This is a genomic window from Methyloceanibacter sp. (assembly GCF_050728395.1).
In the GTDB taxonomy this organism is placed as follows: domain Bacteria; phylum Pseudomonadota; class Alphaproteobacteria; order Rhizobiales; family Methyloligellaceae; genus Methyloceanibacter.
Genome location: NZ_JBOHJB010000043.1, coordinates 1 through 20,525 on the forward strand (window position 1 = coordinate 1; position 20,525 = coordinate 20,525).

The 20,525-nt window shown below is 63.9% G+C and carries 20 protein-coding genes; 11 read left to right on the top strand and 9 right to left on the bottom strand.

Annotated features, from left to right (window positions below; translation table 11 throughout):
- Positions 1-99: 99 nt before the first annotated feature.
- Both ACREC7_RS09420 and ACREC7_RS09425 read right to left on the bottom strand, forming a co-directional pair.
- Positions 100-315, bottom strand: a complete 216-nt coding sequence (locus ACREC7_RS09420) for a cold-shock protein (RefSeq protein ID WP_424389052.1) — start codon at positions 313-315, stop codon at positions 100-102.
- A 201-nt stretch (positions 316-516) separates the two neighbouring features.
- Complete coding sequence (locus tag ACREC7_RS09425) at positions 517-777, bottom strand: hypothetical protein (protein WP_431555425.1); 261 nt, start codon at positions 775-777, stop codon at positions 517-519.
- A gap of 246 nt (positions 778-1,023) precedes the next feature.
- Between ACREC7_RS09425 and ACREC7_RS09430 the strand changes: the two genes are divergently transcribed.
- Entirely contained in the window at positions 1,024-1,170 is a 147-nt protein-coding gene (locus ACREC7_RS09430) for a hypothetical protein (protein ID WP_431555426.1), read from the top strand.
- Positions 1,171-1,364: 194 nt separating this feature from the next.
- Here ACREC7_RS09430 and hemF read toward each other — a convergent pair whose 3' ends face one another.
- Positions 1,365-2,285, bottom strand: coding sequence for an oxygen-dependent coproporphyrinogen oxidase (hemF, locus tag ACREC7_RS09435; protein WP_431555427.1), 921 nt, complete (start codon positions 2,283-2,285; stop codon positions 1,365-1,367).
- Positions 2,286-2,679: 394 nt separating this feature from the next.
- Here hemF and petA point away from each other — a divergent pair, with 394 nt between their 5' ends.
- The 8 genes from petA (at position 2,680) to ACREC7_RS09475 (ending at position 10,186) form a co-directional block, all read left to right on the top strand.
- Positions 2,680-3,288 carry a ubiquinol-cytochrome c reductase iron-sulfur subunit gene (petA, locus tag ACREC7_RS09440; protein ID WP_431555428.1) on the top strand — a complete coding sequence of 203 codons (609 nt, stop codon included), beginning with the start codon at positions 2,680-2,682 and terminating at the stop codon, positions 3,286-3,288.
- Positions 3,289-3,299: 11 nt separating this feature from the next.
- Positions 3,300-4,598, top strand: a complete 1,299-nt coding sequence (locus tag ACREC7_RS09445) for a cytochrome b (protein WP_431555429.1) — start codon at positions 3,300-3,302, stop codon at positions 4,596-4,598.
- Complete coding sequence (locus tag ACREC7_RS09450) at positions 4,595-5,425, top strand: cytochrome c1 (protein ID WP_431555430.1); 831 nt, start codon at positions 4,595-4,597, stop codon at positions 5,423-5,425. Before ACREC7_RS09445 ends, ACREC7_RS09450 begins: the two co-directional genes overlap by 4 nt.
- A 173-nt stretch (positions 5,426-5,598) precedes the next feature.
- Positions 5,599-6,153: a hypothetical protein gene (locus tag ACREC7_RS09455; RefSeq protein WP_431555431.1), complete on the top strand. Its 555-nt coding sequence runs from the start codon at positions 5,599-5,601 to the stop codon at positions 6,151-6,153.
- Positions 6,154-6,282: 129 nt separating this feature from the next.
- Positions 6,283-7,161, top strand: a complete 879-nt coding sequence (locus ACREC7_RS09460) for an S-methyl-5'-thioadenosine phosphorylase (protein ID WP_431555432.1) — start codon at positions 6,283-6,285, stop codon at positions 7,159-7,161.
- Between the two features lie 92 nt (positions 7,162-7,253).
- Complete coding sequence (locus ACREC7_RS09465; RefSeq protein WP_431555452.1) at positions 7,254-7,793, top strand: adenine phosphoribosyltransferase; 540 nt, start codon at positions 7,254-7,256, stop codon at positions 7,791-7,793.
- A 10-nt stretch (positions 7,794-7,803) separates the two neighbouring features.
- Positions 7,804-8,907, top strand: a complete 1,104-nt coding sequence (mtnA, locus tag ACREC7_RS09470; RefSeq protein ID WP_431555433.1) for an S-methyl-5-thioribose-1-phosphate isomerase — start codon at positions 7,804-7,806, stop codon at positions 8,905-8,907.
- Position 8,908: 1 nt separating this feature from the next.
- A complete protein-coding gene (locus tag ACREC7_RS09475) occupies positions 8,909-10,186 on the top strand; it encodes an MgtC/SapB family protein (protein ID WP_431555434.1) in 1,278 nt (425 codons plus the stop codon).
- A 214-nt stretch (positions 10,187-10,400) separates the two neighbouring features.
- On the opposite strand, the gene atpD is transcribed toward ACREC7_RS09475, so the two are convergent.
- The 5 genes from atpD to ACREC7_RS09500 form a co-directional block, all read right to left on the bottom strand.
- Positions 10,401-11,906 carry a F0F1 ATP synthase subunit beta gene (gene atpD, locus ACREC7_RS09480; protein ID WP_431555435.1) on the bottom strand — a complete coding sequence of 502 codons (1,506 nt, stop codon included), beginning with the start codon at positions 11,904-11,906 and terminating at the stop codon, positions 10,401-10,403.
- A gap of 22 nt (positions 11,907-11,928) precedes the next feature.
- A complete protein-coding gene (locus ACREC7_RS09485) occupies positions 11,929-12,204 on the bottom strand; it encodes a hypothetical protein (RefSeq protein WP_431555436.1) in 276 nt (91 codons plus the stop codon).
- Positions 12,205-12,434: 230 nt separating this feature from the next.
- On the bottom strand, positions 12,435-13,322 hold the full coding sequence (locus tag ACREC7_RS09490) for a F0F1 ATP synthase subunit gamma (RefSeq protein ID WP_431555437.1): 888 nt from the start codon (positions 13,320-13,322) through the stop codon (positions 12,435-12,437).
- 211 nt (positions 13,323-13,533) lie between these two features.
- Positions 13,534-15,063 carry a F0F1 ATP synthase subunit alpha gene (gene atpA, locus ACREC7_RS09495; RefSeq protein ID WP_431555438.1) on the bottom strand — a complete coding sequence of 510 codons (1,530 nt, stop codon included), beginning with the start codon at positions 15,061-15,063 and terminating at the stop codon, positions 13,534-13,536.
- The gene (locus ACREC7_RS09500) at positions 15,063-15,623 is read right to left on the bottom strand and encodes a F0F1 ATP synthase subunit delta (protein WP_431555439.1); all 561 of its coding nucleotides are present in this window, start codon (positions 15,621-15,623) and stop codon (positions 15,063-15,065) included. Before ACREC7_RS09500 ends, atpA begins: the two co-directional genes overlap by 1 nt.
- Before the next feature lie 242 nt (positions 15,624-15,865).
- Here ACREC7_RS09500 and ACREC7_RS09505 point away from each other — a divergent pair, with 242 nt between their 5' ends.
- The gene (locus tag ACREC7_RS09505) at positions 15,866-17,443 is read left to right on the top strand and encodes a hypothetical protein (RefSeq protein WP_431555440.1); all 1,578 of its coding nucleotides are present in this window, start codon (positions 15,866-15,868) and stop codon (positions 17,441-17,443) included.
- Between the two features lie 72 nt (positions 17,444-17,515).
- Entirely contained in the window at positions 17,516-18,136 is a 621-nt protein-coding gene (locus ACREC7_RS09510; RefSeq protein ID WP_431555441.1) for a PadR family transcriptional regulator, read from the top strand.
- Positions 18,137-18,251: 115 nt separating this feature from the next.
- Here ACREC7_RS09510 and ACREC7_RS09515 read toward each other — a convergent pair whose 3' ends face one another.
- Positions 18,252-20,441: a primosomal protein N' gene (locus ACREC7_RS09515; protein ID WP_431555442.1), complete on the bottom strand. Its 2,190-nt coding sequence runs from the start codon at positions 20,439-20,441 to the stop codon at positions 18,252-18,254.
- Positions 20,442-20,525 lie beyond the last annotated feature (84 nt).

A 20,525-nucleotide genomic window follows, 5' to 3' on the forward strand; every position in this document is an offset into this window, starting at 1 on the left:
CCTCAAAGGGGGAGGGGATCCGCAGTCGAGGTGTCCGCACCAAAAAAACCGCCGGGCACGAGGCCCGGCGGCGGTCAATCGCGAAGTTCGCGTGTCGTCTTATGCGAGCTGGACGTTCGCAGCCTGCTTGCCGCGGCCGCGACGATCGTCCTCGATCTCGAAAGACACCTTGTCGCCCTCGTTCAGCGCCGGCACGCCGGAACGCTCGAGAGCAGAGGCGTGTACGAACACGTCCTTGCCGCCGTCTTCGGGCTGGATAAAGCCGAAGCCGCGCGAATGATTGAAGAACTTCACAGTGCCATTGACACGAGCCATGGGGGGAATTCCTTTCCCGTTTCGAGTTTCAAACAACGGGCCGTGGACTCAAGAGAGTCCTTTGGCGTCTTGAGATTTCAGGAAAGGTTGTCGTGCTCGTAATCGGCGCGAATGTCACTTTGCCGTCAGTCCAAGTCCGCGCCCAAAGCCTTGAGCGCCCGGTGCCAATAGTATGAGCAGAAGCCCGAAATTTGGCAAGATTTAATCGGCGCGTTTGGTGCGCCGCCGCAGCGGATATTTCTTATCCTCGTAGAGCTGGCGAATGCCGACATGATCGAAGCGGTCCTCGTTAACCTCGAGGATGGCGGCGGCAAGTCCTGCCTGTGACAACTCTTCCACGGCGAAGCGGATGGCAGCGGCGGCGCTGGGGAACCGGCGATAGGCCACCGGCTGGCGCATTCCCGGCCGTCCCTTGGGTGCGAACAATTCGGCGGGGGCACTATAGTCGAACGAGCGGGCCACGCGTCATGCACTCCTTCGCGCGGCCCCTGCAAGATGCGGGTCCGCGCCGAGCCGATGTCGCGAACCCAAAGGCCCCCAATCAGGTTCGAGCCCTTAGCTTCGCACGAAAAAGGCTCAAAACCAAACCGCGGATGAACATGCATCTCAGCTCCGGTTCAGCCGTACCTGCCTACGAAGACAGCCTGTGGCGCGAGTCAATCACCGCGCCCAAGTCCTGCACCGCGCCCAAGTCCTGCGGAGGCCGTCATGTGGAAGTTCGTGTTCGTGCTGCTCGTCACCGCGATCGCGGTCCTGATCGCGCAACTCATCGCCGACGCGCCGGTGATCCAGACGCGGGTCGGCGCGGCGATGCAGATGCAAACCACTTACGCCTATGCCGGGGTGAGGGGGTGAGAAGACCTTTCGCTCGTCAATTTCGCTAGGCGTTCTTTCTTGTCATCGCCCGGCACTCGGGTCTGGCTTCGCCAGCCCGAGCACAAGCTTGATGATCCGGGCGATCCAGTAAGCACTGCCATCAATGAAATTGCCAAAGCCGGGGTTACTGGATGCCCGCCTTCCCGGGCATGACAGACGCATGAGAATGTCGGCTAAGGCCACATCACCAAGGGCGGCATCGACGACAGGATCGCCTCGACATTGCCGCCGGTCTTCAGTCCAAAAATCGTGCCGCGGTCGTAGAGCAGGTTGAACTCGACATAGCGCCCGCGGCGGATGAGCTGCTCGTCGCGATCTGCGCCGGTCCACGGCAGGCCCGCGTTGCGCCGGACGATCTCCGGATAGATGTCTACGAAGGCGCGGCCGACGCTTTGGGTGAAGGCGAGATCGGCGTCCCAGTCTCCGCTGTCGAGATAGTCGTAGAAGATGCCGCCGATGCCGCGCATCTCTTTCCGGTGCGGCAGATAGAAATATTCGTCGCACCAGGTCTTGAAGCGTTGATAGTCGGCTGAGGTCTGGCCCTCGCAGGCGGCGCGCATCGCCGCGTGGAAGTCCTTCGAGTCCTTATCGTCTTGCGTACGCCGCCGCATCAGCACCGGCGTGAGATCGCCGCCGCCGCCGAACCAGCCCTTGCTGGTGATCACCATGCGCGTGTTCATATGCGCGGCCGGCGCATTCGGGTTCTTGGGGTGGGCGATGAAGGAGATGCCGGAGGCCCAGAAGCGCGGGTCCCGATCGGTGCCAGGGATCTGTGAGGCGAATTCCTTGGGCAAGGTCCCGTGCACGGTCGAAATGTGGCAGCCGACCTTCTCGAACACGCGGCCCGACATCAGGGCCATGACCCCGCCGCCGCCTTCGCCCCCGTCAGCCTCGGCCCTCGTCCAGGGCGTGCGGGCGAAGCGTCCGGCCGGCTCGCCGGCATAAAGCGGTGATCCCTCGACCGCATCTTCGACCGCCTCGAGCGCGTCACAGATCCGATCGCGCAACGACTCAAACCAGGTCCGTGCCAGATCCTTCCCCGCCTCGTAGGGACTAACGTCGGATGCCGTCCTTTTTGTCGATACTTCAGTCATCGAACTGCAACGTCGCTGAGCCAATTTTGTCCGGGGCATTGGTGCCGAGGCCGATTTCGCCACGGCTAGAGGGCGCTGGAATGATATGGCTGGTCAAGCCCGGCCTTGATCGCGATCAAAGTGCGGTATTCTCAGGCTTTGTAATTGTTGGCGAATAAAATTGTGCACTGCGCCAATTTGACCGGGACGCGGTCCTGGACAAGCTTTGACGCCGATGCAAGAAAGCAACGGGAGCCATGTCGGCCGCGAGCCGCGGCTGGCAAAGGAGAGGCATAAGCTTTGAGGCGCGCATGTCGACGCCGGCCCGTCTGGGGCGGACGCGGACAGTATGTTTTCCGCACGGCCGGCTTTGAGTTTATTGCGCCAACGGCAATGGGTTAGGAGCTTTGGCGACGTGGTCGACAGCACACATGTAACTCCCGCGCAATTTCCGCTTCCCGAAGAAGACGATCCGTCGCGGCGCGACGTGATCATGATCGCTGCCGGCGGCTTTGCCGCCGTCGGTCTCGGCCTCGGACTATGGCCGCTCCTGGACATGATGAATCCGGACCAGTCGGCATTGTCGATGGCGACGACCGAAGTCGATCTTGCTCCGGTGGCGGAGGGCCAGGCGATCACGGTGATGTGGCGCGGCAAGCCCATCTTCATCCGCCACCGTACCAAGAAGGAGATCGAGGAGGCCCAAACCGTGCCCCTCGACGATCTTCCCGACCCGCTCGCGCGCAACGCCAATCTGCCGGAGGACGCACCGGCGACCGACGAGAACCGTGCCGGCAAGAACCGCGAGCCCTGGCTCGTGATGATCGGCATCTGCACCCATCTCGGCTGCATCCCGAAAGGGCAGGCGATCGGGGACCCGAAGGGCGATTATGACGGCTGGTTCTGTCCCTGCCACGGATCGCAATACGACAGCGCCGGCCGCGTGCGTAAAGGGCCTGCACCGCAGAACATGGCGATCCCGCCTTACGCCTTCCTTTCCGACACCAAGGTCGAGATCGGCTGAGCTGACGGGTCATGGCGCAATCATCTTCTTCATACGAGCCGTCAACCGGCATCGAGAAATGGATCGATCAGCGGCTGCCCGTTCCGCGGCTGATGCATGAGCAATTCCTGGTGTTCCCCACGCCGCGCAATCTGAATTATTGGTGGACGTTCGGCGGCATCCTCAGCTTCATGCTCGTGTCGCAGATCGCGACCGGCGTCGTGCTCGCCATGCATTATGTGGGGACGACGGACCGCGCCTTCGACAGCATCGAGCACCTCATGCGCGACGTGAATTGGGGATGGCTCTTGCGCTACACCCATGCCGTCGGCGCCTCGATGTTCTTCCTCGCCGCCTATGTCCACACCTTGCGCGGCCTCTATTACGGCTCCTACAAGGCGCCGCGCGAAGTCATATGGATCCTCGGCGTGTTGATCCTGTTCATGATGATCGCCACCGCCTTCATGGGCTATTCGCTGGTGTGGGGGCAGATGAGCTTCTGGGCGGTGACAGTGATCACCAATCTTTTCTCATCGCTCGATGCGGTGGTCCCGGGTATCGGCACGCGGCTCGTGGAATGGATCTGGGGCGGGTTCGCCGTCGGCGGACCGACGCTGACGCGGCTTTACAGCCTGCACTATCTCTTCCCGTTCCTGATCGCCGGCGTCGTGGTCTTGCACATCTGGGCGCTGCACATTCCCGGCAACAACAATCCGAGCGGAATCGACGTCAAGAGCCCGCGCGAGACGATACCGTTCCATCCCTACTACACGATCAAGGACGGCTTCGCGCTCGCGCTGTTCGCGCTGTTCTTCGCTTGTTTCGTGTTCTACGCGCCGAACCTGCTCGGTCATCCCGACAACTACATTCCGGCCAATCCGCTGCAAACGCCTGCGCATATCGTGCCGGAATGGTACTTCCTGCCCTTCTACGCGATTTTGCGCGCGATCCCGAGCAAGCTGTTCGGCGTCGCCGCGCTGATCAGCTCGATCGCCATCCTGTTCTTCGTGCCTTGGCTCGACACTTCGCGCGTGCGCTCGACGAGCTACCGGCCGATCTACAAATGGTTCTTCTGGGCATTCGTGGCGACCTGTTTCGTGCTCGGCTATCTCGGCTCGCAGCCGCCGGAAGGCGTCTATCTCGTGCTCGGGCGCATCCTCACCGCATACTATTTCCTGTTCTTCCTCCTGGTCATGCCGGTGGTCGGATGGATCGAGAAGCCGAAGGCCCTGCCGGGAAGCATCACCGAATCAGTGCTCGGGCCGCAAGAGACGCCGGCCGCCGCACCAAAGCCCGCGCCTCGCCGCCGCGCGCCGGAGCCGGTGGCATGACAAAGCCGTCGCCGATCGGTCTTGCGCTCATCGCGGTCTTCGCCATGACAGCTCCGCTGAGCCTCGCCGGCGCCGAGGAGGCAAAGCAAGCGGCCGAGCCGGTGAGCCACGAAGCGCAATTTGAGTCGCAGAAATGGAGCTTCACCGGACCCTTCGGATCCTTCGATAACGCTCAGCTTCAGCGCGGATATCGCGTCTACAAGGAAATTTGCTCGAACTGCCATTCGATGCGGCTGCTTTCCTACCGCAATCTCGGTGAGCCTGGCGGCCCGGAGTTCTCGCCCGAGGCGGTGACGACGCTCGCCAGCCAAGTGCAGGTGACGGATGGGCCGAACGACAAGGGCGAGATTGTCCAGCGCCCGGCACGTCCCTCCGACCGCTTCCGGTCGCCCTTCCCGAACGATGGGGCGGCGCGGGCCGCCAATGGCGGCGCATTGCCTCCGGATCTCTCGACGATGGCCAAGGCGCGGCCGGGCGGCCCGGACTACATCTATGCGCTGCTCACAGGCTATCGCCAGACGCCGGCCGGGTTTGAGCTTGCCCCCGGCATGCACTACAACATCGCCTTCCCGGGGCATCAGATCGCCATGCCGCCGCCGCTGTTCGACGGTGCTGTCCCCTACACCGACGGCACCAAGCCCACGGTCGACAATTATGCGCGGGACGTGTCGGCCTTCCTCATGTGGGCGGCCGAGCCCAAGCTCGAAGAGCGGCATGAGCTCGGGGCGAGGGTGGTCATCTTTCTCATCGCCTTTGCCGTCATCATGTTCCTGGCGAAGCGCACGGTCTGGGCGCGCCTGCATCCGAAAGCCGCGCACACGGCGTGATCTTGGCCTGCGCCAAAGTCTCCAATGCGCCTCCGGCGTCGTCATTGCCGGGCTTGACCCGGCAATCCAATGGTGACTCTCCTAAATCGAGCGACCGAGCCAATCGAAGGCTCTATTGGATGCCCGGGACTTGGCCCGGGCATGACGCAAGAGGCGACGTGGAGACGTTCAGAATGACGCGTGCGGTGTTGATGGTTGTTCTTGCGCTCTGCGCCCTGTCAGCCTCGGCCGCCGAGCAAGCGCAGGCGCCAAAGGACATGGTTCTGCTTACCGTGAGCGGGACGATCGGCGAGAGCAATCGGGGCGCGCTCGATCCCAAGAAGGACAGCCTGCTCGCACTTCAGAAGGCCGATTTCAAGAAGGCCTACGCCTTCGATCGCGCCATGCTGCTCGGACTCGAGCCGGGCACGGTAACGGCGAAGACTGCCGAACTCGGCGCGCCGGCCACCTTCAAGGGTCCGCTGCTCCGCGAGGTGCTTGGCCGCATCGAGGCGGCAAAAATGAAGATCAATTTCGTGGCGGTCAATGGCTTCACCGGTTGGCTTAGCCCGGAGGATGTCGACCGCTCGGACTGGATTCTCGCGCTCGAGGCCGACGGCGTGCCGCTCGGGATCGGCCAGCAGGGTCCGCTGTGGTTGATCAACACCCGGGCAGAAGGCGTGAAGCCCGGCGACGACGGCCGCGGCCGTTGGGTCTGGGCCGTGTTCTACATGCGGGTCGGCGAGTGATTCCTAGAGCGCCTCATCCTTCGAGACGCGCCTTCGGCGCTCCTCAGGATGAGGGTGTCGACCTCATGGTGAGGAGCGCTGCGCCATCAGCGCGTCTCGAACCATGGACCATAGAGCGAGGAGATTGGTATGACGCGTGCGGTGCTTGGCATTATCGGCGGCTCGGGGCTTTACGATCTCCCCGGTCTTGAGAAGGTGCGCGAGGAGCTCATCGCGAGCCCTTGGGGCGCGCCGTCGGCGCCCCTGTGCATCGGCGAGATCGCCGGGCTCCCCATCGCGTTCATGTCGCGCCACGACAAGGGGCACAGGCTCTCGCCAACCGACATCAACTACCGCGCCAATATCGACGTGATGAAGCGGGCAGGCGTCACCGACCTCGTTTCGCTCTCGGCCTGCGGCTCGTTCAAGGAGGAATTGCCGCCAGGCACCTTCGTCCTGGTCGACCAGTTCGTCGATCGCACCTTCGGCCGCGCCAGCTCGTTCTTCGGCAAGGGCTGCGTGGCGCATGTGTCGATGGCACACCCGGTCTCTCCCCGCTTGCGTATTCACCTTGCCCAGGCCGCGGAAGCCGAAGGCATCTCGTTCGCCCGCGAGGGCACTTATGTCTGCATCGAGGGGCCGCAATTCTCCACGCTCGCCGAGAGCCTGACCTATAAGGGGCTCGGCTATTCGGTGATCGGCATGACCAACCTGCCCGAGGCCAAGCTCGCCCGGGAGGCGGAGATTTGCTACGCGACGGTGGCCATGGTCACCGATTTCGACTGCTGGCATCCAGACCACGACGCTGTCACCGTCACCGACATCATCAAGGTGCTGATGGCCAATGCCGAGAAGGCTGCCGGGCTGGTGGCCAGGCTCGCCCGCGATTTTCCGCGCGAACATGAGCCTTGTCTTGTCGGCTCTGATCGGGCGCTCGACACCGCGATCATCACCGCGCCCGAGGCGCGCGATCCGGAGCTGCTCAGGAAGCTCGATGCGGTTGCCGGCCGTGTGCTGAAGGGCGCTTGACCCTTGCGGCGCTAGCCAGCCGCGCTTCGTTCCACTATAGGCACTGAAGCCGGCGCCCCGCTCGCCAACATCACGGAGGCCCTCGCATGAGCCTGACCGAAGACATCGATCTCAAGGACCTCGTGCGCACGATACCCGACTATCCGAAGCCCGGCATCATGTTCCGCGACATCACCACGCTGCTCGGCCATGCCAACGGCTTGCGCGCCTGCATCGAGCGGCTGGTCGCGCCGTTCACCAACCGGCGCATCGAGTCGGTGGCGGGCATCGAGGCCCGCGGATTTATCCTTGGCGGCGCCGTCGCCGATCGCTTGCGCTGCGGCTTCGTGCCCATCCGCAAGAAGGGCAAGCTGCCGGCCAAGGCTATCGGCCAGGAATACGAACTGGAATACGGCATCGACATCATCGAAATCCATGAGGATGCGCTCAAACCCGGCGAGCCTGTTCTGCTGGTTGACGACCTTATCGCCACCGGCGGCACGGCCGAGGCCGCGGTCAAGCTGCTGCGCAAGCTCGATGCCGAAGTGGTGGGTGCTGCCTTCGTCATCGATTTGCCCGATCTCGGCGGTTCTGCCCGCCTCGCCAAGCTCGGGATCGAGTGCCATTCGCTGATGGCCTTCGAGGGCGACTGACGAGAAGACCATGAATATCGACGGCAAACATTATCGCACCATCTGGCTCAATCCTGACGGCACAACCGTCGAGATCATCGACCAGACCAAGCTGCCCTTCCGCTTCGAGACCGTCACGCTGCGGACCCTCGACGACGCGGCGGCGGCGATCTCCACCATGCAGGTGCGCGGCGCCCCCCTGATCGGGGCGACCGCGGCTTACGGCGTGTGCCTCGGCTTGGGCGACGACCAGTCAGACGAGGCTCTCGACCGTGCCTGCGAGACGCTCGCCGCCACAAGGCCAACCGCCGTCAATCTCCGCTGGGCGCTCAACGAGATGAGACACGCTGTGCGCAATTTGCCGCGCGAGGAGCGCCTTGCCGCGGCTTACGCCCGCGCCGCGCAGATCTGCGACGAGGACGTGGAGAATAACGGCCGCATCGGCGAGCATGGGCTCGGGCTCATTCGCGCCCATGCCGAGAAGAAGAAGGGCAACCAAGTCAACATCCTCACCCATTGCAACGCCGGCTGGTTGGCTTGCGTCGATTGGGGCACGGCGCTCGCGCCAATCTATCGCGCCCATGACGAGGGCATCCCCGTGCATGTGTGGGTGGACGAGACGCGGCCGCGAAATCAGGGCGCATCGCTCACCGCCTTCGAGCTCGGGGCGCACGGCGTGCCGCACACCATCGTCGCCGACAATACCGGCGGCCATCTCATGCAGAAGAAGCTCGTCGATCTGTGCATCGTCGGCACCGACCGCACCACCGCGACCGGCGATGTCGCCAACAAGATCGGCACCTATCTCAAGGCGCTCGCCGCGCGCGACAACAACGTCCCCTTCCTCGTGGCGTTGCCGTTCTCCACCATCGACTGGAGCCTCGAGGATGGAAGCGCCATCCCCATCGAGGAGCGCGGCGGCGACGAGGTGAAGTTCATGACCGGCAAGCTCAAGGACGGCACCATCGCCACGGTGCAGATCGCGCTGGACCAGAGTCCTGCGGCGAATTTCGGCTTCGACGTTACGCCGGCGCGCCTCATCACCGGCTTCATCACCGAGCGCGGGGTCACGCCTGCTACCCGCGACGGCCTCGCCACGCTTTACCCGGAGCACGCCAGCAAGCGCGCCGCGTGAGATGGACTATCGAGAGCTGCTGACAGTCGCGATCGATTTCGCCACCGCCATTCTGCTCGGCGCGCTCATCGGCATCGAGCGCGAGAAGCGCAAGGCCGAGGAGGAGAAAACCGGCCACATCGCCGGCTTGCGCACCTTCATCCTGCTCGCGCTGCTCGGTGCGGCGGCTGGCTGGCTGTCGCGCACTTTGTCGAGCCCTTGGATCCTCGCCGCCGCGCTCCTGGTCGTCGGTGCCGCGGTCGTTGCCGGCTATGTCGTCACGGCGCGGTCGAGCCAAGCCGGCAAGGGGCTGACCACAGAAACTGCAGCAATCGTCGTGGCGCTGCTCGGCGCCATGGTCATGCTCGGCTATCGGGAACTCGCCATCGGCCTCGGCGTCATCACCGCCGCGGTGCTCGCCTACAAGCAGCCCTTGCATGGGTTTGTGGAGAAGCTCGGCTGGGGCGACGTCTATGCCGGGGTGAGGCTGCTGATCGCGACCTTCATCGCGCTACCGCTTCTGCCCGATCGAACCATCGATCCTTGGGGCGCGCTCAATCCCTACAAATTGTGGCTTCTGGTGATCCTCATTTCGAGCCTGTCGCTGGTCGGCTATGTGCTGACGCGCCTGCTTGGAGCAAGTCGCGGTGTTGCGTTGACCGGCCTTGTGGGAGGCCTTGCGTCGTCCACCGCGGTCACGTTGTCTTTTGCCAAGGAGGGCCGCGAGAAGCCGGGAATCGCCAACGCGCTCGCTTGCGGCATCCTGCTCGCCTGGGCCGTCATGTTTGTGCGCGTGCCGGTCCTGGTTGCGGTCGTCAACCGCGCCCTTCTTGCGCCTCTGCTTGTCCCGTTTCTCGTCATGGCGGTCACCGTTGGAGTCTTTGCTGCGTTCTACTATTTCCGTGACGGGTCGACGGAAAAGCGCGCGAGCGCAACGGGCGAGGTCGAGGTAAAGAACCCGTTCAGCCTGATGGAGGCGGCGAAATTCGGAGCGTTGTTCGCGGTGATCCTGCTCGCGGTGAAGATTGTCCAGCAGACCATGCCGCCGAGCGGTCTCTACGCCGTGGCGGCGCTCTCGGGTCTCGTCGACGTCGATGCCATTACGCTCTCAATGGCAGAGCTCGCCAAGACCGGTGAAGCTCGCCTGGCGGTCATCGCCATCGTGATCGCGTCGCTCTCCAACACCTTGGTGAAGTGCGGCATGGCCTTCTTCGTGGCCGGCGTCACCCTCGGCAAACCGCTCCTGATCGCCACCGTCGCCACGCTGCTCGCCGGTCTCGCCGCCGCCTTCCTGATGTGAGGCCAGCGTCTTTCCCTCCCCCTGAAAGGGGGAGGTCGGCTCGCGTCTCGCGAGCCGGGTGGGGGTCTATCGCCAAGCATTGGGCTGACCCCCACCCCGGCCCTCCCCCTTTCAGGGGGAGGGAGACTCTTCGGCGTTCTGCAACTCCTCCCCCCTGAAAGGGGGGAGGTTGGGAGGGGGGTCATCATTTTGGGTATGAGCCCGATCATGAGATTTAAGCCGCCTCGGCGGCAAGCTTCTCGGCCTTGGCCACGGCCTCCTCGATGGTGCCGACCATGTAGAAGGCCTGCTCCGGCAGATGGTCGTACTCGCCGTCGCAGAGCCCCTTGAAGCCCTTGATGGTGTCGGCGAGGTCGACGAATTTGCCCGGCGAGCCGGTGAACACTTCGGCCACGTGGAAGGGCTGCGACAGGAAGCGCTCGATCTTGCGGGCGCGCGCCACGGTGATCTTGTCCTCTTCCGACAGCTCGTCCATGCCGAGAATGGCGATGATGTCCTGCAGAGCCTTGTAGCGTTGCAGGATCTCCTGCACGCGCCGCGCGATCGCATAATGCTCCTCGCCAACGATCAGCGGCGAGAGCATGCGCGAGGTTGAATCGAGCGGGTCGACGGCGGGATAGATGCCCTTCTCGGCGATGCCGCGCGACAGCACCGTGGTGGCGTCGAGATGGGCGAAGGACGTGGCCGGCGCGGGATCGGTCAGGTCGTCGGCCGGCACGTAGATCGCCTGCACGCTCGTAATCGAGCCCTTCTGCGTGGTGGTGATGCGCTCCTGCAGCGCACCCATGTCGGTGGCGAGCGTCGGCTGATAGCCCACCGCCGAGGGGATGCGCCCGAGCAGCGCCGACACCTCGGAGCCAGCTTGGGTAAAGCGGAAGATGTTGTCGACGAAGAACAGCACGTCCTGGCCCTGGTCGCGGAAATATTCGGCGACGGTGAGGCCGGATAGGCCGACGCGGGCCCGGGCGCCGGGCGGCTCGTTCATCTGGCCGTAGACGAGTGCGCATTTGGAGCCTTCCGCGGAGCCCGCCTTGCGCGGGTCCTTGTTCACGCCTGACTCGATCATCTCGTGATAGAGGTCGTTGCCCTCGCGCGTGCGCTCGCCGACACCGGCAAACACCGAATAGCCACCATGGGCCTTGGCCACGTTGTTGATCAGCTCCATGATGATCACGGTCTTGCCCACGCCGGCGCCGCCAAACAGCCCGATCTTGCCGCCCTTGGCGTAAGGCGCGAGAAGATCGACGACCTTGATGCCGGTGATCAGGATCTCAGCCTCGGTCGATTGATCGACAAAGGACGGTGCGGGCGCATGGATCGGCCGCTTGTCGGCGGTCTTGATCGGGCCGGCCTCGTCAACCGCCTCGCCGACCACGTTCATGATGCGGCCCAAGGTCTCGTCGCCAACCGGAACCGCGATCGGCTCCCCGGTGTCGACCACCTCTTGCCCGCGCACCAGGCCTTCGGTCGAATCCATGGCGATGGTGCGCACCGTGCTCTCGCCGAGATGTTGAGCGACTTCGAGCACCAGCCGATTGCCGTGATTGTCGGTTTCGAGCGCGTTCAGGATCTCGGGCAGATGCTCGCCGAATTGGACATCGACCACGGCGCCCATGACTTGGCGCACATGACCCTTCGGGCCTTCGCCTGCGGCGATCCGCTTCTCTTGCTGCTTGGTTTCCGCGATCACGGGGGATTTACGTGCCATGCTTCTTCCCATTTTTGCGAACTTGCCAGACTAACTATGGCGTTGCCTTTACCGCGATGTAGACGATGGTAAAAAGACAACCCAGGAGAAAAAAAGCAAATGATGCAGTTTGATATTTTGTTGCCAACCTAGCGCGCGGTTTGCCGTAGCTCAGTTTGAGAGCATCCAGACGTCCATCAGCATCCACCGATTTGAGCTCGTGCTTGTCGACTGTTTTGATCCAGTCATCGATACTGTCGAGCATTGTTTGCTGTGTCCAAACCGAAGTGAAGGTTGCGAGTCCCACCAGCACGAGTCCAAAAAGAAACAAGAACGATGCCTCGACAAGAGGCCCTAGCAATCGAGCGTCGGTTATGTTGGATGCAGCATTCAAGCATACGAACAACGCACCAGAGTTTAGCACTATCAAAAACGCTCGAATTCGTTCTCCGCGGTCGCGGAGTCGCCGAATGTGCGCCCTGAGTTCCTTTCGCAGGTGCTCGGTTGAATATTGGGGCCTGCGCGTTGTTGCCTGTGTTGGTTGGTTGCGAACGGGCATAACTAGAGCGCCTCGGCGCCGGAAATGATCTCGATCAGCTCCTTGGTGATCATCGCCTGGCGCGTGCGGTTATATCTGAGCGTCAGGCGCCCGATCATGTCGCCGGCGTTGCGGGTGGCATTGTCCATGGCGCTCATGCGCGCGCCTTGCTCCGACGCCGCGTTCTCAAGCAGCGCTCTCAGGATTTGCGTGGCGATATTGAGCGGCAAGAGGTCGGCGAGGATGTCGGCCTCGTCCGGCTCATATTCGTAGACGGCGCCGCCAAGCGAGGCTTGCGCCGAATTGGCTTCCTTCTGGATCTCTGCGGGGACGATGCGCAAGGCGGTGGGAATTTGGCTGATCACCGAGCGGAAGCGCGAGAAGAACAGCGTCGCCACGTCGAATTCGCCGCCGGCGAAGCGGACCAAGACGTTCTCGGCGATCTTCTCGGCCTGCTCGAAGCCGAGCTGCTTGACGCCTCTCAACTCGATCACCTCGACGATCTTGGAGGCGAAGAGACGCTTGAGCTGGTCGAAGCCTTTCCTGCCGACGCAGAGGATCTTCACCTCCTTGCCGTCGTTCAACAGGCGAAAGGCATGATCGCGAGTGAGCCTGACGATGGAAGAGTTGAAGGCGCCGCATAGCCCGCGCTCGGCAGTGCACGCCACGAGGAGATGCACCTTGTCCTTTCCGGTGCCGATCATCAGCGGTGAGCCGCCCTCGCGGCCTTGCAGCGCCGTGGCGAGGTTGGCGAGCACGGCCTCCATGCGCGTGGCGTAAGGTCTCGCCGCCTCCGCCGCTACTTGCGCACGCCTGAGCTTCGCCGCCGCCACCATCTGCATGGCCTTGGTGATCTTCTGCGTCGCCTTTACCGAGGCGATGCGGTTGCGCAGGTCTTTCAGCGACGGCATGGGTCATTCTCAGACGGCAGTTGCGAGTCCGGAGCTGTGCAGCGGACACCCCCTCCCCCCTTGTGGGGGAGGGTAGGGAGGGGGGTCGGCAACTGACGCTGAGCTCGTGATTCACCCCCCTCCGACTGCGCGGAGCGCAGTCGTGCTCCCCCACAAGGGGGGAGCGGGGAGCTTGGGGCAGTCGCTCTGCCTATCAGCGTCGCTGCGACCATTACGCGAAGGCCTTGGCGAAGTTGTTGACGGCGGCCTTCAACTTATCGCCGGTCTCCTTGGTGATCTCCTTCTTGTCGCGGATGTCGTCGAGCACGTCGTTGTGCTCGGCGCGCATGTAGCGGAGCAGCTCGGCCTCGAAGCGCGACACGTCCTTGACCGCAATCGGATCGAGATAGCCGTTCACGCCAGCGTAGATCACCACGACCTGCTCCTCGACCTTCATCGGCGAGAATTGCGGCTGCTTCAGCAGCTCGGTGAGGCGGGCGCCGCGGTTGAGCAGGCGCTGGGTGGTGGCGTCGAGGTCCGAGCCGAATTGGGCGAAGGCCGCCATCTCGCGATACTGCGCGAGCTCGCCCTTGATCTTGCCGGCGACCTGCTTCATCGCCTTCACCTGCGCGGCGGAGCCCACGCGCGACACCGAGAGGCCGACATTCACCGCGGGGCGAATGCCCTGATAGAACAGGTCGGTCTCGAGGAAGATCTGCCCGTCGGTGATGGAGATCACATTGGTCGGGATATAGGCCGACACGTCGTTGGCCTGCGTCTCGATCACGGGGAGCGCGGTGAGCGAGCCCGCGCCATTGTCCTTGTTCAATTTCGCGGCGCGCTCGAGCAGGCGCGAGTGCAGATAGAACACGTCGCCGGGATAGGCTTCGCGGCCAGGCGGGCGGCGCAGCAGCAGCGACATCTGGCGATAGGCCACGGCCTGCTTGGACAGGTCGTCGTAGAAGATCACCGCGGCCATGCCGTTGTCGCGAAAGAACTCGCCCATGGTGCAGCCGGCGAAAGGCGCGAGATACTGCATGGGCGCGGGGTCAGACGCCGTGGCCGCGACCACGATGGAATAGTCCATGGCGCCGTTGTCCTCGAGCACCTTGACGAATTGCGCGACGGTCGAGCGCTTCTGCCCGATGGCGACATAGACGCAATAGAGCTTGGCCTTCTCGTCGCCCCGCGCGTTGATCGATTTCTGATTGAGGATGGTGTCGAGGATGATGGCGGTCTTGCCCGTCTGGCGGTCGCCGATGATCAGCTCGCGCTGGCCGCGGCCGATGGGAATGAGGGCGTCGATGGCCTTCAAGCCCGTCTGCATCGGCTCATGCACCGATTGGCGGGGGATGATGCCGGGGGCCTTCACGTCGACGCGGCGTCTCTCGTCGGCATCGATCGGGCCCTTGCCGTCGATCGGATTCCCCAGGGCATCGACCACGCGCCCCAGAAGCGCCTTGCCGACCGGCACCTCGACGATGGCGCCGGTGCGCTTGACCACGTCGCCTTCCTTGATGTGGCGGTCGTCGCCGAAGATCACGATGCCGACATTGTCGACTTCGAGGTTCAGCGCCATGCCGCGCGTGCCGTCGGCGAACTCGACCATCTCGCCGGCCTGGCAGTTGTCGAGCCCATAGACGCGGGCGATGCCGTCGCCGACCGACAGCACCTGGCCGATCTCGGAGACTTCCGCCTCCTGGCCAAAATTCTTGATCTGCTCCTTGAGGATCGCGGAGATCTCGGCGGCCCTGATATCCATCAGCCAACCTCTTTCATGGTTTGCTTGAGACTGTTGAGCTTGGTGCGCAGCGATGAGTCGATCATGCGGCTGCCGACCTTGACGACGAGGCCGCCAAGCAGCGTGGCATCGACCTTCTGGTCAAGCTGCACGTCCTTACGCAGTGCGGCTTTCAGCGCGGTTTGCAGCGCGCGGAGTTGGCCTTCGCTGAGCGGCAGAGCGGAGGTGACCTCTGCGCTCGTCTGGCCGCGATGGCGTGCGAGCAGCGCGCGAAAAGCCTTGATCATGTCGGGGGCGGCAAACAGGCGGCGGTTCCTGGCGATGAGCTTCAGGAAATTCGCGCTCAGCCCTTCGATTTGCATCTCTTCGAGGATAGCGGCCATGGCGCGCTCTTGCGCCTCGGCGGAAAACACCGGGCTCTTCACCAGGCGGCGCAGATCCTCGACGGCGTCGAGCGCCTGAGAGAAGCGGTTCAAATCCTGCTCGACCTTTTCCAGCGCCTTCTCTTCCAGCGCAAGCTCGAACAGGGCGGTGGCATAGCGGCCCGCGACGCCTGAAGGGGTGTCTACTTCACCTGCCACTGACTAACGCCTTTTCTCCCGGACGGCCGCTTTTCAAGCCCGGCTGCGTCCTGGACCCTCAAATTCTGGGATTGGAGCTTCCGCGTCAACGGTTGGAAATGAGCCGCCGCCAGCCCACCGGAAGGCCCGCGGAGCCTGTAACATAAGGGTTGCGGCGGTGCAACAAGGGGAAGTTCGATAGCCCTGATCCTCGCGTGATCGGGCTCAGATCAGGGATCGGCCGCAAGCAAGGCGGGGGGGACATGTCGATCACTCGCGTCATGGGCGTTGACAAGAACGCGAGCCTGGCGGCCTCACTCCGCTGGGCGCTGCCCAAACTGCTGTTTGGCCTCCTCATCATCTACAACACGCTCCGGCTGTTTCGCCATGCGATGTGGCGGGACGAGCTACAGGCCTTGATGCTGGCCGAGGCCAGCAACACGCCGCTCGAGCTCTTCGCCAAGCTGAAATATGAGGGCCATCCCGGCCTGTGGCACCTGCTGCTCTGGGTGATCACCCGCTTCACCACCGATCCGATTGCGATGCAGGTCTTGCATCTTCTCATCGCGCTCGGGGTCTGGGTGCTGGTCTGGCGCTTCGCGCCCTTCCGCCCGTTCGAAAAGTTCCTGCTGATCCTCAGCTACTATCTGTTCTGGGAATATTTCATCGTCAGCCGCAACTACGCGCTCGCGGCGTTGCTTGGCTTCGGATTCATTGCGCTCAGCCTCGCCAAACCGGAGCAGCGCTTCTGGCCTTGGGTGGTGCTCGGCCTTCTCGCCAACACTACCTTGTTCGCTACGATCTGGTCGCTTTGCCTCGGCGCCTTCTTCGCCCTGCGCTACCGGCACGAGTGGCGATCCATGCTCGGTGGGGGCGCTGTCTATGCCGCCATGCTCGCTCTCGCCATCGCCACCATGATCACGGCGCCGGATTACATACTCGTCCAGGCAACGCCAAAATTGAACTTCGACGAGCTCGCCCTGCCGGCTCGCTATGTCGTCTCGGCTTTCCTCCCGTTTTATTCTCCGTTCGCGGCCGACGCGCTCCGCGCTCTCGGAGGTTGGGCCGCCGACCTCGCCTCGACGCCATTCGGCATCGATCCCGCTCAGCACTTGGCCGTGCTGATCGGTCGGGCGGACAATCCGCTGCTCACGCTGTCGGTGTTGGCCGCTCCCATCCTTGCTTGCTGGAGCATCGTGCGCGATCCGCTGCGCACCGCCGAATACGCTGCGATCCTCGTTGGCACTCTGCTCTTCGCGCAGTTCTGGCACTTTCCGGGCTCGCCGCGTCACCATGGATTTCTTTTCATTGCCCTTATCGGCACGGTGTGGATGTGGCGGGGCACGATTCTGCCGGAGCGGCCGCTGTCCCCGGTGTGGATCGCTCTGCTCGTGCTCAGTGCGCTCGGCGGTCTGACCACGCTCGCTGCGGACACGCGCCCCTTTTCGCAAGGCCGTAATGCCGCCGCCTGGCTCGAGCGCCATCACCTCAAGGATGCGCTTCTCATTTCCAGCCGGGACTATGCCGGCTCGACCGTCGCGGGATATTTGCAGCGCCCGCTCTATTATCTCGAATGCGAGTGCTACGGCACTTACATCGAATGGAGCACGCGGCGTAAGCACGCGCTGACCATCGAAGAAGCCGTCGAGCGAACCGCTCGGGTGATGAAGGCAGAAGGCAAGGATGAGGCCTATCTCATCTTCAGCCGTCCCGAGGCGCTTCGGAAGCAAACCATCGATCCGGATCTCGGCTTCACCCTGCTCAAACGGTTCCCGCCGGCCATCGTGGGCGACGAGACTTTTCGGATCTATCGCGTCCGCGCGAAGCCGCCAGATAACTAAAGATATATCTTGCGATAGACCTGAGATAGTTATATCTTTAGATATATCTTTTAACTGAAATCGGAGACGGAAATGCATGATTTTGGACATCACGGCCCTTGCGGCGGCATGTGGGCCGCAAGGCGCTTTGGCCGCCACGGCGGCGGGGGCCCCGGTTGGGGACCTGGCCCGGGAGGCGGAGGCGGCGACTGGTTCCGCGTCGGCCGCATGCTGGCGCAGGGCGACCTCAAGCTGCTCGCGCTCGCGCTGATCGCCGAGCAGCCGCGCCACGGCTATGAGCTGATCAAGCTCATCGAGGAGAAGACGAGCGGGTTCTATAGCCCGAGCCCCGGCGTAGTCTATCCGACGCTCACCTTCCTCGAAGAGGCAGGCTACGTCACCGCCGAGAGCGAAGGCGCCAAGAAGCGTTACACCATCACCGACGAGGGCCGCGCCTATCTCGAGGAGAACCGCGACATCGCCGATATGGTGCTCGAGCGTCTTGCCGTCATCGGCGAGAGGCTCGCGCGGCGGCGCCGGTGGAGAGGCGGGAGCGAGGAGGAGGAAACCTCTCGCGTGCCGCAGCTCGTCAGCGCCGCGCTCGAGAATTTGCGCGACGCTGCGGCGAAGCGGCTCGAAGGCGAGAACGGCGAGGCGGAGACCCGGATCGTCGAGATCCTGGCGAGAGCTGCGCAGGACGTGAAGAGCGCCTGAGCCGTCATGCCCGGGCTCGTCCCGGGCATCCAATTGGGCCGATCAACAAGGCTGGCTTCCGAGGAGTGGTTCCTGAGGATTGGATTGCCGGGACAAGTGCGTTGCGTATGAGTTCTCATAAGAAGCTATAAGGATCGACATCGATGGTGAGGCGGACATCGCCCTTCGGCTTTGGCGCTTCGCTTAGCCAAAGCCGCAGATAGGCTTGCAGGTCTGCTTCGCGCGCGGCCTTGACCAGCAGACGAAAGCGGAAGCGGCCACGGATCACGGCAAGCGGCGCTTCGGCGGGGCCGAGCACTTCGATCTTCGCGGCAAACGGTGCTGTGCGGGCGAGGCTGCGCGCATAGCTCTCAGCCGCGTCGCGCGAGCCGGCGCTGACCAGAAGCGCCGCGAGCCTGCCTAAGGGCGGCATGGTCGCTGCCTTGCGCGCTTCGATCTCGCGGGCGAGGAACGCGTCGCGGTCGCCTGAGGCGAGCGCCTGGATCACCGGATGCTCGGGCATATAGGTCTGGATCAGGCCGCGGCCCGGGATGGCCTCGCGTCCGGCGCGGCCCGTCACCTGGTTGAGAAGCTGGAAGGTGCGCTCGGCGGCGCGCGGGTCGGCATGGGCCAGGCCGAGATCGGCATCGACCACGCCAACGAGAGCAAGACCAGGGAAGTGATGGCCCTTGGCCACGAGTTGGGTGCCGATGACGATGTCAACCTCGCGGTCCTCGATCTCGCGCAAGGTCTCGCGGAGATCGCTTAACGCAGGGGTGAGGTCGCTCGACAGAAGCACGCGGCGCGTATCGGGAAAAAGGGCCGCGACCTCCTCGCCGATGCGCTCGATGCCCGGCCCGCACGGGACGAGCGAATGCTCTGCCCCGCAATTCGGGCACACTTCCGGGATCGGCACGAAGGTGCCGCAATGGTGGCATTCGAGCCGCCGGCGGAAGCGGTGCTCGACCAACCAGGCGGAGCAGTTGGGGCATTCGAATTTGAAGCCGCAATTGCGGCAGACGGTGACTGGCGCATAGCCGCGGCGGTTCAGGAACAGCAAAGCTTGCTCGCCGCGTCTCAGGGTCTCGGCAACGGCCTCGACCAGCACCGGCGACAGCCATTTGCCGCGCTCTGGCGGGCTGGTACGCATGTCGATGGCCGCGATGTCGGGGAGGCGCGCCGCCTTGTAGCGCTGCGCGAGCTTGACGTGGCGGTAGCGGCCCTGGGCGGCGTTGACCAGGCTCTCGATCGAGGGCGTGGCCGAGCTCAAGACCACGGGGAAAGCCCCGAGCGACCCGCGCACCACCGCCATGTCGCGCGCCTGATAGGCGACGCGCTCCTCCTGCTTGTAGCCCGGGTCATGCTCCTCATCGACGACGATGAGGCCGAGATCGGGGAAGGGCAGGAACAGCGCCGAGCGGGCGCCGACCACGAGCTTCGCCTGATTTTCGGCGATCGCGCGCCACACGCGCCCGCGCATCGGCGAGGTCAGCCCGGAATGCCACTCGGCAGGCTTGGCGCCAAACCGCTCCTGGCAGCGGGCGATGAAGTGGCTGGTCAGCGCGATCTCGGGCATGAGAACGAGCGCCTGCTTGCCCTTGGTCAGAGTTGCGGCGATGGCCTCGAAATAGACTTCGGTTTTGCCGGAGCCGGTGACGCCGTCGAGCAGGGTCACGGCGAAGCCGCCGCTCACATTGGCGAGAAGCTCGCTTGCCGCATCCGTCTGCTCCGGCGTGAGCCGCGCCCGTGCGGCGGAGAGGTCGAGTTGCGGCGGCGCCCAGGCGGGAAGCTCCTCGGTGATCAGCGCGCCGCCATCGACCAACCCGTCGATCACGCCCACGCTGACGCCGGCGGCCTCGGCGAGCGCAGACTTCGCCCAGCTCATGCCGTTGCCCGCAACCTCCAGCACGCGGGCGCGAGCAGGCGTCATGCGCTGTGGCATATTTCCTTCGAGCAGCCGCACGCCGTAATGCGGCGCCGGCGGCGAGAAGGCGCGGCCGGCGCTCATCATCATGCGCAGCACCATGCCTGGCGAGGTCAGCGTATAGTTCGCCACCCAATCGGCGAAGTCGAGCGACACGCGCGGGAGCGGCGGCACGTCGTCGACGATTTCGATGATCTCGCGCAGCTTCTTGGGGTCGAGCTTAGGCGCTTCGGCGTGCTGCCCACGCGGCCAGACCACGCCGAGATATTCCACCGTCCCGAGCGGCACGACCACGAACTGGCCCGGCGCCACCTTCATTCCCTCCGGCACGACATAGTCGTAAGGCGCCGGCAGCGCGAGCGGCAGGAGAACCGGAACGGTGACTGGCTTCGATTTTGCCAAAGACGGGCTCGAATCGGTTAAGGGTCGAGAAGTGAGTCCTATCCCATAGTAGCGCAAGGGCGCGCGACGCCTTGGTCGAGATGG

Bases quoted from the DNA above. Each gene is read 5' to 3' on its own strand.
- ACREC7_RS09420 (WP_424389052.1), bottom strand. From the start codon at position 315: ATGGCTCGTGTCAATGGCACTGTGAAGTTCTTCAATCATTCGCGCGGC.
- ACREC7_RS09430 (WP_431555426.1), top strand. From the start codon at position 1,024: ATGTGGAAGTTCGTGTTCGTGCTGCTCGTCACCGCGATCGCGGTCCTG.
- hemF (WP_431555427.1), bottom strand. From the start codon at position 2,285: ATGACTGAAGTATCGACAAAAAGGACGGCATCCGACGTTAGTCCCTAC.
- ACREC7_RS09445 (WP_431555429.1), top strand. From the start codon at position 3,300: ATGGCGCAATCATCTTCTTCATACGAGCCGTCAACCGGCATCGAGAAA.
- ACREC7_RS09450 (WP_431555430.1), top strand. From the start codon at position 4,595: ATGACAAAGCCGTCGCCGATCGGTCTTGCGCTCATCGCGGTCTTCGCC.
- ACREC7_RS09455 (WP_431555431.1), top strand. From the start codon at position 5,599: ATGACGCGTGCGGTGTTGATGGTTGTTCTTGCGCTCTGCGCCCTGTCA.
- ACREC7_RS09460 (WP_431555432.1), top strand. From the start codon at position 6,283: ATGACGCGTGCGGTGCTTGGCATTATCGGCGGCTCGGGGCTTTACGAT.
- mtnA (WP_431555433.1), top strand. From the start codon at position 7,804: ATGAATATCGACGGCAAACATTATCGCACCATCTGGCTCAATCCTGAC.
- ACREC7_RS09475 (WP_431555434.1), top strand. From the start codon at position 8,909: ATGGACTATCGAGAGCTGCTGACAGTCGCGATCGATTTCGCCACCGCC.
- atpD (WP_431555435.1), bottom strand. From the start codon at position 11,906: ATGGGAAGAAGCATGGCACGTAAATCCCCCGTGATCGCGGAAACCAAG.
- ACREC7_RS09490 (WP_431555437.1), bottom strand. From the start codon at position 13,322: ATGCCGTCGCTGAAAGACCTGCGCAACCGCATCGCCTCGGTAAAGGCG.
- atpA (WP_431555438.1), bottom strand. From the start codon at position 15,063: ATGGATATCAGGGCCGCCGAGATCTCCGCGATCCTCAAGGAGCAGATC.
- ACREC7_RS09505 (WP_431555440.1), top strand. From the start codon at position 15,866: ATGTCGATCACTCGCGTCATGGGCGTTGACAAGAACGCGAGCCTGGCG.
- ACREC7_RS09510 (WP_431555441.1), top strand. From the start codon at position 17,516: ATGCATGATTTTGGACATCACGGCCCTTGCGGCGGCATGTGGGCCGCA.